Annotated in this window: 14 protein-coding genes; 6 read left to right on the forward strand and 8 right to left on the reverse strand. The window is 51.0% G+C overall.

Going from position 1 to position 14716, the window contains the following annotated elements; genetic code table 11:
* Positions 1 to 20 precede the first annotated feature (20 nt).
* The 5 genes from ORD20_RS03605 to ORD20_RS03625 form a co-directional block, all read right to left on the reverse strand.
* Positions 21 to 692 (reverse strand): CatB-related O-acetyltransferase, encoded by a 672-nt coding sequence (locus tag ORD20_RS03605; protein WP_103374179.1) that lies wholly within the window; start codon positions 690 to 692, stop codon positions 21 to 23.
* Positions 693 to 1105: 413 nt separating this feature from the next.
* The gene (locus tag ORD20_RS03610) at positions 1106 to 2062 is read right to left on the reverse strand and encodes an alpha/beta hydrolase family protein (protein ID WP_103374178.1); all 957 of its coding nucleotides are present in this window, start codon (positions 2060 to 2062) and stop codon (positions 1106 to 1108) included.
* Between the two features lie 174 nt (positions 2063 to 2236).
* The gene (locus ORD20_RS03615; RefSeq protein WP_103374177.1) at positions 2237 to 4123 is read right to left on the reverse strand and encodes an ABC transporter ATP-binding protein; all 1887 of its coding nucleotides are present in this window, start codon (positions 4121 to 4123) and stop codon (positions 2237 to 2239) included.
* Positions 4120 to 5847, reverse strand: coding sequence for an ABC transporter ATP-binding protein (locus ORD20_RS03620; RefSeq protein WP_103374176.1), 1728 nt, complete (start codon positions 5845 to 5847; stop codon positions 4120 to 4122). The genes ORD20_RS03615 and ORD20_RS03620 overlap by 4 nt, the downstream gene beginning before the upstream one ends.
* Positions 5847 to 6317, reverse strand: a complete 471-nt coding sequence (locus ORD20_RS03625) for a MarR family winged helix-turn-helix transcriptional regulator (protein WP_103374175.1) — start codon at positions 6315 to 6317, stop codon at positions 5847 to 5849. The genes ORD20_RS03620 and ORD20_RS03625 overlap by 1 nt, the downstream gene beginning before the upstream one ends.
* 141 nt (positions 6318 to 6458) lie before the next feature.
* Here ORD20_RS03625 and ORD20_RS03630 point away from each other — a divergent pair, with 141 nt between their 5' ends.
* Positions 6459 to 6824, forward strand: a complete 366-nt coding sequence (locus ORD20_RS03630; protein ID WP_103374174.1) for a hypothetical protein — start codon at positions 6459 to 6461, stop codon at positions 6822 to 6824.
* Between the two features lie 110 nt (positions 6825 to 6934).
* Here ORD20_RS03630 and ORD20_RS03635 read toward each other — a convergent pair whose 3' ends face one another.
* Complete coding sequence (locus tag ORD20_RS03635) at positions 6935 to 7537, reverse strand: MerR family transcriptional regulator (RefSeq protein WP_158246131.1); 603 nt, start codon at positions 7535 to 7537, stop codon at positions 6935 to 6937.
* Between the two features lie 243 nt (positions 7538 to 7780).
* Here ORD20_RS03635 and ORD20_RS03640 point away from each other — a divergent pair, with 243 nt between their 5' ends.
* The 5 genes from ORD20_RS03640 (at position 7781) to mctP (ending at position 11963) form a co-directional block, all read left to right on the forward strand.
* Entirely contained in the window at positions 7781 to 9067 is a 1287-nt protein-coding gene (locus ORD20_RS03640; RefSeq protein WP_103374172.1) for a helix-turn-helix domain-containing protein, read from the forward strand.
* Complete coding sequence (locus ORD20_RS03645) at positions 9068 to 9796, forward strand: AzlC family ABC transporter permease (RefSeq protein WP_103374171.1); 729 nt, start codon at positions 9068 to 9070, stop codon at positions 9794 to 9796.
* Complete coding sequence (locus ORD20_RS03650) at positions 9793 to 10110, forward strand: AzlD domain-containing protein (protein WP_103374170.1); 318 nt, start codon at positions 9793 to 9795, stop codon at positions 10108 to 10110. The genes ORD20_RS03645 and ORD20_RS03650 overlap by 4 nt, the downstream gene beginning before the upstream one ends.
* A 119-nt stretch (positions 10111 to 10229) precedes the next feature.
* On the forward strand, positions 10230 to 10421 hold the full coding sequence (locus tag ORD20_RS03655) for a DUF3311 domain-containing protein (protein WP_103374169.1): 192 nt from the start codon (positions 10230 to 10232) through the stop codon (positions 10419 to 10421).
* Positions 10422 to 10448: 27 nt separating this feature from the next.
* Complete coding sequence (gene mctP / locus ORD20_RS03660; protein WP_103374168.1) at positions 10449 to 11963, forward strand: monocarboxylate uptake permease MctP; 1515 nt, start codon at positions 10449 to 10451, stop codon at positions 11961 to 11963.
* A gap of 101 nt (positions 11964 to 12064) precedes the next feature.
* Here the strand turns inward: mctP and ORD20_RS03665 are convergent, their stop codons facing one another.
* Together ORD20_RS03665 and odhB are read right to left on the reverse strand one after the other, a co-directional pair.
* Positions 12065 to 13279 (reverse strand): MFS transporter, encoded by a 1215-nt coding sequence (locus tag ORD20_RS03665; protein ID WP_158246130.1) that lies wholly within the window; start codon positions 13277 to 13279, stop codon positions 12065 to 12067.
* Positions 13280 to 13477: 198 nt separating this feature from the next.
* Positions 13478 to 14707, reverse strand: a complete 1230-nt coding sequence (gene odhB, locus ORD20_RS03670) for a 2-oxoglutarate dehydrogenase complex dihydrolipoyllysine-residue succinyltransferase (RefSeq protein ID WP_103374166.1) — start codon at positions 14705 to 14707, stop codon at positions 13478 to 13480.
* Between the last annotated feature and the right edge of the window lie 9 nt (positions 14708 to 14716).

Raw genomic sequence — 14716 nt, forward strand, 5'->3', positions numbered from 1 at the left:
CCGGAAGCTAGGATACGGCGTTAGCGGGACGGCAGTGTTTTTCGCGGCAAGTGCTCTAGCATTGAAATCAGATCGTCCGTGACGGCGGTGGTAAAAAGAGCTGCGTAATCGCGGACCGTGGCCTCATCCAACTGGCTGTAGTCAATGCTCAAAAGCGTCGCGATAACGTGATCAGGGAATCGGTACCGCAGAATTCGAGCGGGATTGCCGGCGACAATAGCATAGGGAGGAATACTGTGGGTGACGACGCTGCGCGCGGCGACGACAGCCCCTTGACCAATGGAGACCCCGGAGAGGATCATGGCGTCCATCCCCAGCCAAACATCATCGGCCACTTCAATGGGGCCCTTCGTTAAGGCTTCGAAGGGCCTTTGATGAAGCACCATGGTTTCCATCGGATATGTGGATAGCCGGTGGTAATCATGATTACCACCCAGCACAAACTGCACTCCACGAGCAATGGAGACATAGTGGCCAATAGTCAGGTGTTCGGATGGATCGCCCCACGTATGAATTTGCAGTGGACCATAGGTATGATGTCCAACGGTAACCCGATCGATCGGAAAGACATTGACCGGTAATGTGAGATTGTGGGGATTGCGCTGGCGCCATCGGACTTGCATTGTCAATAACCGCCAATGAGATAATCCTGTCCGGCGTATGCGCTCCCATGTGAGTGACCAGCGGCCCATAGCATCTCCTCGGGATGAGTGTATGTCAGAATGGTATCGCAGTTTGAGGTAAAGGACAACCGCTATTCGGCGCGACAGTGTTAGGGGAGCGCAATCAGTACGATGATATCAATCGAGCCCAAAGGAGTTTATGCATCAGAACCTTATACCCATAAATCAGGAATCAGCTGCTCAGGCTAAACGGGATGCCCTAGAACGTCTGCGGAGAGCCCGTGAAGTGGAAAGCGGTTTGGCGACCATGGGGCGGCGTTCCTAAATTTAGGGAATTACGGATTGTGCACATGCAGCAGGGCGTCGAGTTCCTTGGAAGCTAAAGGAGAGGTAGTCATACCAATAGGCTCATTGCTCTATATTTTCGGAGCCGTCCTCCTTTATTGGTAGAGCCGACTTTGTCCCTTTGAAATGCCTGATCATTAGGGGTTCCATAAGGTTGTCTTGTCATGGCAAACAGTATGAATCCAGTTTGCAATGTCCTGTATGACTTGTTCATCGACATGTTGTGCAATGCGGTACTCCTTTTTTGCTTTGCGAATCTCTCCACAAATAGTCGGCATGAACAGATGATTTAGGTTTGGGTAGAGCTTGAATGTGACATTGGGTTTATCGCATAGTAGTGTTTGATAACCCCCGAAGTCCTTTTCAATGGATAGATGAAAATCTTTGTTACCTTGCAAAATCAGCACAGGTTTGTCTAATGCTTTAAGGTAGTCAGAGGATGGATGTTCTCCCATTTCTTTAAAGTAAAAGGCCCTTGTATATTTTCCGAACAACTTCATCAATTTCGCCTCGTCGTCGCTGAGGCTATAGATTTTTCCAAACTTAGCAGACAATGCGGCAATCTGTTTGTTTGCGATCCCTTTCAAGAAACGATTAAGCGAGTGCAGAACCTCATTATTTTGATCCATCAGGATTTCTTCAAGTTTGCGTGGCGAACCGGCCATGATGATGATCCCCGCGAATTGCCCGCCTTCTGCGTCGATTCGAGGAGCTAACATTCCGCCTAAACTGTGACCAATGATAAACACCTTGTGTGGATCGATCCGTGTATCGTTGCGCAGTAATTGAGCCGCCAAGATGGCATCTTCGATGGTTTCTTCCCGCACGGAGATATTAACGTCAGCTTTCATTTGTTTTCCGTATACGAAGGTTCTTTTGTCATAACGTAAGACCGCAATGCCTTTTGCCGACAAACCTTCTGCGAGGTCTCGAAACGGATAATTGTTTCCGACTTTCTCATCCATATTGCTCGGACCAGAGCCGTGAACCAATACAACCGCTGGATATCGCCCATTTGTCGGGTCAGGAATGGATAACATGCCATTAAGCGGATGGGCGGTTGCCGCCCCAATAACAACGCGTACATTCGTCATGGCTCTTCTGACCCCCTTGAAACACAGACCCAGTGGGAACCTGCGCTTTAAGCATGTCTTGTACGAATCTTCCACGGTAAACCGTACCTATAAGAGAACAGGGATGCTGACTGCCGCTATCCTCAAAAGCATCGCCACATTCTTGAGATACAGAACGTGGCGATGGAATTGGTGTTAAACGGCAACCGAACTGCTTGGTTTGAATTGGCTGTTATAGAGTTCTGCATAAAATCCCTTTAAGGCCAACAACTGCTCGTGCGTGCCTTGTTCCACGACTTTGCCATGATTCATCACTACGATCACGTCTGCGTCTTGGATTGTGGAGAGACGGTGTGCGATAACAAAACTGGTCCGTCCTTGCATCAGGTGATCCATGGCCTGTTGAATCAGGATTTCGGTCCGCGTGTCGACACTGCTAGTCGCTTCGTCCAAAATGAGAATGGCTGGATCGGCTAAAATGGCGCGAGCGATCGTCAACAGTTGCTTTTGGCCTTGTGAAATATTAGAGGCTTCCTCGTTAAGCACCGTATCATACCCTTCGGGGAGCGTGCGAATAAAGTGGTCGGCCTGCGCAGCTTTGGCAGCTTCGACAATCTCAGCATCCGTAGCCCCTTCGCGTCCGTAACCAATGTTGTCGCGAATTGTGCCGTTGAATAGCCACGTGTCTTGCAAGACCATGCCAAATAAGTGATGCAACTGATCACGTGATATCTGTGTGATATCGATGCCGTCGATGAGAATGCGGCCGCTGGTCAGTTCATAGAAGCGCATCATCAGATTGACCAGTGTGGTCTTACCAGCCCCAGTCGGGCCAACAATGGCCACCGTTTCGCCAGGGCGCACCTCGAGGTTCATATCCTCAATCAATGGGGTGTCAGGTTGATAGCGGAAACTCACATGCTCAAATTGAATGTGCCCCCGGGGGTGCGTAAGGACCTCCGTATCCTGAACATCGTCTACTTGTTCAGGTTCATCCAGAATTTCAAACACGCGTTCAGAGGAGGCGATAGTCGATTGGATTACGTTGGAGATACTGGAGAGTTGGGTAATGGGCTGCGTAAATTGGCGCGCATATTGAATGAACGCCAGGATATCGCCAATCTGAATACGACGGCGAATGACAAGAATGCCCCCAATGACGCTGACAAGCACGTAACCAATATTGCCAATAAAGTTCATGAGCGGCATGATAATGCCGGTGATGAACTGGGCTTTCCATGACGCGTCATATAAGCGTTCATTGATTTCGTCAAATTTGGCTAACGCTTTGTCTTCATGGCCGTAAGCCTTGACGATGAGGTGTCCGGTGTACATCTCTTCAATGTGGCCATTGAGCTCACCGAGTCGGCGCTGACGACTTAAAAAGTATGCTTGGGACCTTACGGCAATGGTTCTCGTGACATAAATGCTAAGCGGCAGAGTAATGACAACCGTTAAGGTCATAAGGGGACTGATCGTCAACATCATAACAATCACCCCAAGAAAAGTGATGACCGCCTGAATTAACTGCGTCAGGCTTTGCTGCAGGGTGCTGCTGATGTTGTCGAAGTCGTTCACAAACCGGCTCATGATTTCCCCGTGGGGATGCTTGTCGAAATAACTAATGGGCAATTTGGTCAACTTTTCGTTGACTTGCTTACGCAAGTCATAGACCGCCCGTTGAGCCACACCTGCCATCACGTATTGTTGAAAATAGTTAAACAGTGAGCTGAATAAATACAGTCCTCCGAGAATCCAGACGAGATGGCCAATTTGCTGAAAGTTGACGCCGCCTCCTGGCATGCCCAGCAATTTGCGGCGGATGCCGTCAAACAGATCAGTCGTCGCATCTCCCATAATTTTAGGGCTGATAATGGAGAATACGGTCCCCAAAATCGTCGCAATCAAAACAAGGAGTAACCGCAACCAATAGGGGCGGAAATAGACCAGCAAGCGCATCAAGGTGCTCTTAAAGTTCTTGGGTTTTTGCACAATCATGGCCATACCTTGAGGGCCGCCACCAAACATTCCGGGTCCGCGCCCCGCAGGGGAGGATGGGTGGTGTTTGTCTTCAGTGCTCATGCAATGACCTCCTCAGCATGTTGCGAACGGACAATGTCTTGGTAGATAGGGCATGTAGCCATGAGTTCGCGGTGCGTTCCAATGCCAACCAGTTGGCCTTCGTCGAGTACAATAATTTGGTCCGCGTCGATGACGGTGCTGACCCGCTGAGCGACAATCAGGACTGTTGAGGTATCAAGCTCATTTTGCAAGGCCCGTCGCAGCTTTGCATCGGTTTTAAAATCTAAGGCCGAGAAGCTATCGTCAAAGATATAAATTTCTGGTTTGCGGACCAGAGCCCGGGCAATGGACAAACGTTGTTTTTGCCCGCCCGACAAATCAGCGCCGCCCTGAGAAATGATGGTGTCAAACCCTTGGGGCATTTCCGCAATAAATTCTGTGGCCTGGGCAACGTCAGCTGCATGTTCTACAGCCCAATCGGATGCGTCTTCGTCGCCATAGCGAATGTTGTCGGCAATCGTCCCAGAAAACAACACGGCTTTTTGCGGCACAAAGCCAATTTTTTGGCGTAGGACATGCTGATCCATATCCCGAACATCGATGCCATCGACCAGCACGCGTCCGTGGGTGACATCGTCAAACCGGGGAATTAAGTTGATAAGGGTCGTTTTGCCTGCGCCCGTTCCGCCAATCACCGCGGTAATCTGTCCGGGATGAAGCGTAAATGAAATATGGGAAAGCACCATAGATTCGGCCCCAGGATATTGAAAACTGACATCCTCAAACACCACTTCGCCCGTGGACTGTGTAGGCAATGTGGGGACGGCCGGATCGAGAACCGTGGGTTCGATATCTAAGACTTCGTTTATTCGCCGTGCAGATGCCTGGGCCCGAGGCACCATGAAGAACATGGCGGAGACCATCATGACCGAGAACATTATCTGTGTAACGTATTGGATAAACGCCATCAAACTTCCGACCTGCATGGCGTTATCGTTAATCAGTTTGCCTCCAAACCAGATAATCGCCAAAGTCGAAAAGTTGATAATCAGCATGAGCAGTGGCATCAAAGCGGCCATGATCTGATAGACATGGATGGAAATATCGGTTAGTTCGATATTCGCCTCGTTAAAGCGATGGACCTCGTAGCGGACTCGTTGGAATGAGCGGATGACGCGTACGCCTGTCAGGTGTTCTCGCAAGACGCGGTTTAATTGGTCAACTTTCCCCTGCATGGCACGAAAGAGTCCAACACTCCGGCCAAGGACGGCATAAATGGCAAGACCTAACACGGGCATGATGACCAACAAGATTAGGGACAGACGCGCATCGGTGTAAATGGCCATGATGATGCCGCCTAGGGCCATTAATGGGGCCATGACCATCATGCGCAAGAGCATGTTGACGAATTGCTGAACTTGCATAATATCATTCGTGGTGCGAACGATGAGAGACGATGTGCCCAATGTGTCAAACTCTTTCAGCATAAAGGTTTCGACATGAGCAAAGACTTTGCGGCGCACAATTTTTCCGAAGCCTGCGGAGGCTTTGGAAGATAACAGGCCGGCTGCGACGGAGCACACCACGCTAAACACCGTCACGGCCATCATGAACTCGCCGACATGGATGATGTAGGGGATGTTGCCTTTGACCACGCCGTTATCCACAATTTTGGACATTAATTCCGGCAGGTATAAGGTCGTTAACGATTGCAAAAATAGCAATACGAGTATCCAGATGACCGACTGACGATACGGACGGAGAAAACGAAGGATGCGACGCATCAGTGAGCTCCTCCTGTGGGCAAGCTTTGGTGTTCGTGATAATACGCCAGCACCTGGCCTAATAAGTGCGCCAAGGTGGTGCTTTGTTCGGGACCAAGATAATCAATCAGTCCGTCAAACGCGTCGGATACGGCTTGGCGCGCCTGAATATAAGCCTCTTCGCCATGGGATGTCAGACGAACGCGACTTACCCGCCGGTCTTCTTGATCGATGTGGCGTTCGACCAGACCGCGTTCCTCCATTTCGTTGATGAGTTGAGTGACGGTTGGGGTGCTTACACGGAGTTGGGTACTGATAGCGCTGACCGGTATCCCAGAGCCGTCGCCTGGACTATCTTTCTTAATGCAAAATAAGGCGCGGGCATCACTGGGACGTGGACCAGTCCCGTGCCAATTTAACCAGTTGAGCTTACGGACCCGCATGAACGCTTCGAACAGTTGTTGGCTGATTGGATTATCACTGATGGGCATTGCTGGCCTCCGACAACTATTTTGTTAGGCAACCTAATTATAGAGAATAGAGTCTGTGGGGTCAATTCCGCATAGCCATGAAGATCCGTACGTAAGAATACTAAAAGTCCAGGTATTGGAGCAAACGGGGAGAACTGTGACATGTCGAAGAATGTGCGCCTAACAAGTCTTTATGTCTCGTTTGGAACCGCGGTCATGACGACAGTCGCACTGTCTCAAGTTACCTCCAATTTGATGGTGCTGTTTGTGATATTGATGGGCGCAACAGGTGCTGTGTTGGGGTTTTGGGCTGCTTTAACGAAACATCTTGATGCTATGGCCTCCATGAGTGGTGCGACAGCTGGGGGAGTCATGGGGGCTTTGTTAAGCATGGCTATTACCGTTACGTGGTTGCATCCGATGCACAGTCATCAGGGGATGATGATTATGGGCGATACGATGGCCCAGATGGCCGGAGCGGCTTTGGCGGGGTTTTTTGTTCCCGAAGCGACCCACTCGTCGAGATGAGAAGGGATGCGCCCAGGGTGAAAGATGTCATAATGCTAAAGTGTAGTGACACGTCAATGTGTGGTCCCACATAGAAACGCCCGGTCTTGTTTCCCGGGCGTTTCTCCCTACTAACTATTGACAGAGGCTTGCGGCGGGGTTTTATTCCACCATTTTTGCCACCATGACTTAGGTTGCTCTGGTCTTGATTTCATCATATCCCGCATTTGCGACATGATGAATTGATCGCGCTCCCGCGCGAGTCGCATATTTTTCGTGTCTTGCGTATCCAAGTGTGACTTGAGTGACTCAAAGGCTTCGGTTAGCGCTTGGACATCTTGTGCGTGATGTTGATCAAGCTCTGCCTTAATCTGCTCTAAGGACAGCCGCATGGCTTGGATTTCTTCTGACTGTTGATAGAGTACTTGGACCATCGCTTGTGCCACCTGTTGAGGGGCCGCCGAGGGAGACTGCTGTGCCAATTCGGTGTCGGTGCTGACATTGCGAGGAAAAAGACGCGAGAGTGTTTCGTCAACCATGGTGGCGGTTTGTCCGTTGCGCAGGCCATCCGCAATCGTCCGGAAAACCTCTACCGCCTCGTCGGGATAACGCCGTCCCCGTCCCTTGCCGACAACCGGAACGTACGCACTAAATCGGTCTCGGTAATAGCGAACGGTGCTTTCTGGGAGATCTAGCCGAGAAGCAATTTCTGCAATCGTTAAGGTATCCATCATATCCTCCTTACATTTTGTCCCAACAATACCAGTAAATACCATTTAACGTGAGAACGCAAGTAAAAGCTGCGGTTCGCGACCGCAACGACGTAAATTTTTTGTTAGGGCTGGTCAGCTTTTTGGCGCTGCTCTCATTCGCGTAAAGGGCAACGAACGCAAATAGTCGGCGATAACTATAGCGAGATAAGCAAAAGAAATCGACTAGCGATTAATAAATTAATCCAAGGATGATATAATGAACGCATGGAGACAAAAAATTTTTTAGATAGTGTGGCAAACAATCTCGAAAGGTTGCGACACGCGCGGCAATGGAGCAGTGCGGAATTAGCCAAACGAGCGGGAGTGGCCAAAGCGACGGTTTCGCAGTTAGAACGTCGATTAGCGAATCCCACGTTAGAAACCTTGTGGGCATTAGCGAACGCCCTTGGAGTGCCATTTAGTGCGTTAATTGAGGATGAGCCGGTCAAGGGGATAAGAGCGGTCGTTGAAGAAGGGACCATTACGACCTTGCTGGCCGTTTACGGTCCGCCGTTGACGGAAGTCTACCACATGGATATGCGATCGGGAATTGCGCGGGATGCTGCGCCGCATCCGCGAGGGGTGCGAGAAACGGTGGTGGTGCTTAGCGGACGAGCTGAAGTGGGTTCGGAAGACTTCCGATTTCTGTTAGAGCGAGGGCAAAGCACATCGTTTGCTGCAGACGTTCCGCACTTTTATCGTCCACTGTACGAGGACTGTGCCTTAGTCGTGTTTGTGTTCTATCCCGCGTCGCCTTTGGGGCTGCAATGGGAACAAGCGCGACACCGATGTCACAATGCTCCTGACGTCTATGAGGGGGATATCGAGGGGGACCTACTTGATGCGATAAGGGCCGATAACCGGAGCAATGAGCGGTGTCAGACATTTGTGGTGTCGACTCATGAAGACGGTCTGCTGCATTACTATGTGCTGCCTTTAGGACGATGGGTGGACAATCAAAAAGAGTCGATATTAGAAGAAGAAACTCAAGAAATTTTGGGCCCTGGGCTGCGGGTCAACACGGTTCAGGATCCGGATTTGAATACTGTGCGAGACGTACCGTGGATTCTTGTGAGGGATTTTGAGCCAACAGAGGCCGCCTTTCACGTATTGGCAGAGGCGTTGGCGCCCAAAGGTCGCCTTATTGTGCGCGTGACAGTTCTTAATCCTTACCAAGGACGACGCGGCTATGTTCGCGAATCCGTGCTTTACGCCGCGTCAAGGCGCCTCAGTCAATGGGATAAGGAGAAAGTTGTCGATAATGATCTAATGCGGCAGGCGTTAGAGGCCTTTGTCCAGGCCTGGCGTTGGAACGATGTGCTGACATCTCGCACGTTTATGAAGCAGTGGGTTACAACACCCAAGCGGCTTGACGGGCCGCGTCTTATAGAAATGGCATCGCATGCGGGATTTCAGTTAATTCGGCATCGACTCGTTGAGGGTATGATAAGCCACACAGAATGGGGAGCGGGATCTTATGTTGTGGTGTTTGCGCGCAGGGGAGGTGCTTAATTGAAGACTTTGGATCGAAGGCCAAGCACATCGCAAGCCCTTCCGGAAGGGCTTGCCATTGTTTTAGGGTATCTGCCCGCGTCCATGGCGTTTGGCATGGCGGCTCGTCACTTTGGTATACCCACGTGGGGAATTCTGGCGATGTCGGCATTCATTTACGCAGGAACGAGTCAATTTGCTTTGGCAGGGTTATGGGCAGGGCATGCCCCGCTATGGCTTGATGTGGGGACGGTCTGGCTTATCAATATGCGCCACGCGGTCTATGGTCCGGCATTGACCATGAGGCAATCGTTAGCGCGTAAGATTTTTCCGCTGTTGACAGGATGGGGATTGACCGATGAGGTATTCGCCGCTTTGGTGCGTTATAAGCAGGCATCATTGGCGCATTATGGGCAAGTCACCGCGATGGCGTATGGTGCATGGTTGACAGGCACGATGGCGGGCGTGTTGTTTGGGACAGTGATACTGCGTCAGGTTCCGTCCGCTTCTGAGGCTTTGGCATTTGTGTTGCCCGCCTTATTTATTGCTATTTTATGGCATTGGATTACACCGTTGCCTGGTCAATGGGACCGTATGGCCATTGCCGTCGTCGTTTTGACAAGTGTTTTCTATGGGGGAATGCGCATAAGTCAAATGGGCAGTCTGGCTGTTCCCTTAGCGGCGGGCAGTGCGGCTAGTGTGGTGACCGTCTACGGTTCTTGGGAGAGGAAGCAGGGAGAAGAATCATGACATTGGCCGTTGTGGTAACCTTGGCGGCTTTGGGAACATGGGCAGAGCGCGTGGTGCCGTGGCTATGGGCGATTCGTGCGCATGCCCAACAATCTCCCGTATTGCGGTCGTTAGACGCATTTGTCAGAGCTTTTGCTCCAGCGGTGGTGATGGCGCTTTTGTTATCGGCATTATGGGCGTTTCCCATGAGGTCGTTGATGGGGGCTGTGCCGATTGCTATGGCGATGACGGTGATTTTCGCATGGAGATTTCGCTCCTTAGCCCTAAGTATTGTGGCGGGAATGGGGGCGTTTTGGTTGGTTCACGTGTTGTAGTATATGCCTAAAACTTGTCCTTAGTAAAAAATTGCGGTTGTCGCAATTCCACACATTGACGCTTATTCTCTTTAGTGGCACAATTCTCTCACCGTTATAAAAGGAAAGGGGGTGAGGGTATGCAAGTACGTCCGAAAACCGGGTGGTATTGGCTGTTTGTCATTCCGTTTATTGCGACCTTGTGGCCGCCATTTTTTGCGTCCTATCGGCCAACACTGGCGGGGTTTCCTTTTATGTATTGGTATCTTATCCTTTGGATCTTCTTGGTTTCGCTGTTAAGCGGAATCGTCTATTTCATTGACAATCGATAGCACAGACATAAGAGAAAGGAGCGTCCCATGTACTGGTCGGCATTTATTGTTTTTCTTATCTTGTTCATTTTAGTGACCGTCCTAGGCTTTTATGCGGGCCGCTGGCACCGTGGCGACTTGGACCTCATTGAAGAGTGGGGATTAGCGGGACGTCGCTTTGGGACGTTCGTGACGTGGTTTTTACTGGGTGGAGATTTATACACGGCGTATACCTTTATTGCTGTTCCAGCTTTAGTGTATGGAGCAGGAGCGTTTGGTTTTTTTGCTGTGCCTTACACGATTGTGGTGTTTCCGATTATGTACATTATCATGCCGCGTTTGTGGCGTGTTTCAAAACAGCGCGACTACGTGACGGCGGCTGATTTTGTACGCGGACGCTTTGATAGTTCGCTCTTAGCGTTGGCGGTGGCGATTACAGGGATTTTAGCCACGATGCCATACATTGCGCTGCAGTTAACCGGTATTCAAGCTGTTTTGGCGGCGATGGGCCTATCCGGGCACGGCATCATGAAGGACCTCCCGTTGATTGTGGCATTTCTTATTTTGGCGGCGTACACATATACCAGTGGATTGCGGGCTCCAGCATTGACCGCTATTCTTAAAGACTTGCTGATTTACGTGACGGTCATTGTCGCTTGTATTGCCATTCCCATGCAACTCGGGGGTTATGGGCATATTTTCCACGTGGCGGCGCAAGCGTTACCACCTAAAGGCAGCGTGATTTTGTCGCCGAAGTTATTTAGTGCGTTTGCGACCTTGGCTTTGGGTTCGGCCTTTGCCCTGTTGCTTTACCCGCACGCCGTGACAGGCACATTAGGGGCCAAAAGCGGTCGTACCATTCAGCGTAACGCCGCGTTATTGCCACTTTATTCCTTGGCGCTGACGTTCATTGCCCTTTTGGGGTATATGGCCATTGCTGCGGGAATTCATACGACGGATACGAGTTTGGTCGTGCCGTTGTTGTTCTTAAAGACGCTCCCGACATGGTTTGCAGGCTTTGCATTTGGCGCGATTGCGATTGGAGCCCTAGTCCCTGCCGCTATCATGGCGATTGCAGCTGCGAACTTGTTTACCCGTAATATTTACCGGGAATACTTTGCGGCTGCCAATGGGCCTAACCGCGAAGCGCAAGTTGCGAAGATTGTGGGCCTAATCGTGATTATTGGGGCGTTGTTCTTTATTGTCGTAATTCCCTTGCAGTATGCGATTTACTTTCAGACTCTTGGAGGCATTTGGATTTTGCAGACGGTGCCAGCGATTATGTTTGGATTGTATACGCGTTGGTTCCATCGCTGGGCGCTATTCCTGGGATGGCTGGCGGGTATGGTCGTGGGCACAGGCATGGCGGCAGCCGAATCCTTTAAAACCTCCTTATATCCGTTGCATCTTGGCCATTCCGTTATCTTGGGCTATGCGGGTATCTGGGCTATCATTGTCAATATCGTACTCACATTCGTGTTGACACTGATTTTCAATGCCATGCATGTGTCAAATGGCCGCGATGAAACCAAAGAAGCGGATTACACGACCGAACCGGCATAATCTGCAAAGGGCAGTCATTGACATATGACGTAAAAGGGCCCGGCCAACGGCCGGGCCCTTTTATACGTATTGTGCATTGAAACCAGACGACTCAGGCGCCTTTACTGGGGAATGGATTTTAACCGTAAAGCGCCTATGACTCCTAGAAGAAGTAGAACTCCTATGACCGTAAAGGCGGGAACTAACCCAAAGGTTTTGGCAATTAGTCCGGCGCCAAAGGCGCCGATGCCACCTCCCACGCCTAAAATGAGACCCCGTAGGGTCAAGACGCGCGGCCGCATGGCCTCAGGTGTGGTGCGCTGAATCCAGGTGATAATGGAACCGTTGAAAAAGACATTCAACAATCCACTCACAAAGAGAATCGACAAGGCGAGGATAATCTCGTGAACATGAGAGACGGCGAACATGGTCAGGGCCATTCCCGCAAAACCGATAAGCATCAGGCGCCGGTAATTCTCGGGGCGGAGCCAACGCTGAAGGCCTCGGCTTCCGAGCATAGCGCCGAACGCAATAGCGACAAGTGCCCACGAGTAATGGGCGGTCGGCTGATGCCATAAGGATCGCATGGCAGGCGCTGTGAGCACATTTGCGCCGCCTAACGCCATCATGGCGACAATAGAGATGGCGGTTAAAATCATCAAAGTGGGTGCACTGCGGTAATATTGGATGGCCTCAACAATACTCCGGAGAAAGGTCCCACGCTGATTTTTTGTCGTGGGAGCCCAAAACGAGGGGCTGGTCTGAATGGAGTAAATCGCCACGGCGGAAATCATAAAGGTCAGCGCATCGACTCCAAATCCAAACGTGACGCCAAATTTTAAAATGAGAAATCCCGCGGCAATGTATGAGACAACTTGAGCCGTCGATGACCACAATTCCATTTGGGCATTGGCACGGTCGTTGGTGTCAGGATTCCCGGCGAGGGACGGTTGCACGGATCGGATGACCGGACGATAGAACGTGGCTAGCGAATACATGAGAAACATCGCGACCGTAGCCCATGACAGAGAATGAATGAGAGGGATGCTCAAGACTAAAATAGCCCGCAGAAGATCCCCAGCGATGAGTACCATCCTTTTGTTCAAACGGTCGATAAACCCGGCTACGACGCCGCTCCAGATAACGCCTGGCCAAAAGACCATGGATAACACCAGACCAAGGGCCGCCGGATTATGACGAGAGACGTCGAGAGCAAAAATCGCTATGGCGACTTCAGTAAAATCGTCTCCAAAAATCGAAAAAGTTTGTGCAATAATGAGCCGGACGACAGAACGGGGTAAGGGCGTGTGCTGGACCGGTGCTGGGTTCGACGACAAGATCTTTCCGATCTCCTTCCATGGACATAGGTGGCATGAATCTTCCCACGACATCATACGCTAAACGCGGCGTCTATTGTGTCGATTGCTGTCTTTCTTCCAAAATAGTTGACGTAATCAAATAAATGCGGCAGTGATACAAAAGCCCGTGCCAATCATGGCACGGGCTGGATAGATGGCCTCGTAATGAAGGATTATTTAACCTTCAAGCAACAAAGACTCTGGATCCTCGAGTAATTCCTTAATTAAGGCTAAGAAGCGTACGGCCTCGCTGCCATCTACAATACGGTGGTCATAGGACAAGGCGAGGTACATCATGGGGCGAATGACGATTTCTTTGTTGACGACGACCGGCCGCTCTTCAATTTTATGCATACCGAGGATAGCGACTTGGGGTGCGTTCAGAATGGGAGTCGACAACAACGAACCAAACGTTCCGCCGTTGGTAATGGTAAACGTTCCCCCTTGCAGGTCGGCGATGGATAATTTGTTTTCACGAGCTTTCGTGGCTAGTGCGGCGATTTCTTTTTCTAGCGCGGCGAAGTTGAGCTCATCAGCATTGCGGACCACGGGGACCACGAGCCCATTGTCCGTTGATACGGCCACGCCGATATCGTAATAATGCTTGATAAGCATGTCCTCGCCATCAATTTCCGCGTTCAAACGCGGAAAGGCCTTCAGCGCGCCGATGGAGGCTTTGGTGAAAAAGGACATGAAGCCAAGGCGTATGCCATGTCGCTTTTCAAAGGCATCGCGATGCCTTTGGCGAATATCCAAAATCCGGCTCATGTCAACTTCGTTGAACGTCGTCAGCATGGCCGCTGTATGTTGCGCACTGACTAATCGATTGGCAATCGTGATGCGGCGCCGTGACATTTTGATGCGCTCGGTGCGCCGGTCTTCGACTAATTCCGTGTCCGTCGACGGAGTCGGCGCCACAAACGGCTTTTCCGTAGCGGGCGTGGGGGCTGTCCGCATTGTTTGGGCTTGAACGTAAGATTCGACGTCACTATGGGTGACTCGTCCCTTATTGCCACTGGTAGGTACCTCGTTGATGTCGATGCCCTTTTCATCGGCCAGGCGCCGCACGTCGGGCGTGGCGCGGACTGGGGTAGAGGCAGGAGCTGGGGCGGACGCTACGGGAGCCTCTGGGGTCGGCTCAGGTTTCGGGGCTGGTGCAGCAGGCTGGCTTCCTGCGGGGGCGACCGTAGCCAAGATGTCGCCCACAACTACGGTATCACCGCTGGGTTTGAGAATTTCGGCGAGCACACCATCTTCATTAGCGGTGATTTCTAGATTGACTTTATCCGTTTCAAGTTCTACGACGGCATCACCGGCTTTGATGATGTCCCCCGGTTTTTTTAACCATTCGCCCACTGTGGCTTCTGTGACGGATTCTCCGACTTCCGGCACCGTAATCTGTGTCATGAGTCTTCC

The sequence above is a fragment of the Sulfobacillus thermotolerans genome (assembly GCF_039623705.1).
GTDB classification, from domain to species: domain Bacteria; phylum Bacillota; class Sulfobacillia; order Sulfobacillales; family Sulfobacillaceae; genus Sulfobacillus; species Sulfobacillus thermotolerans.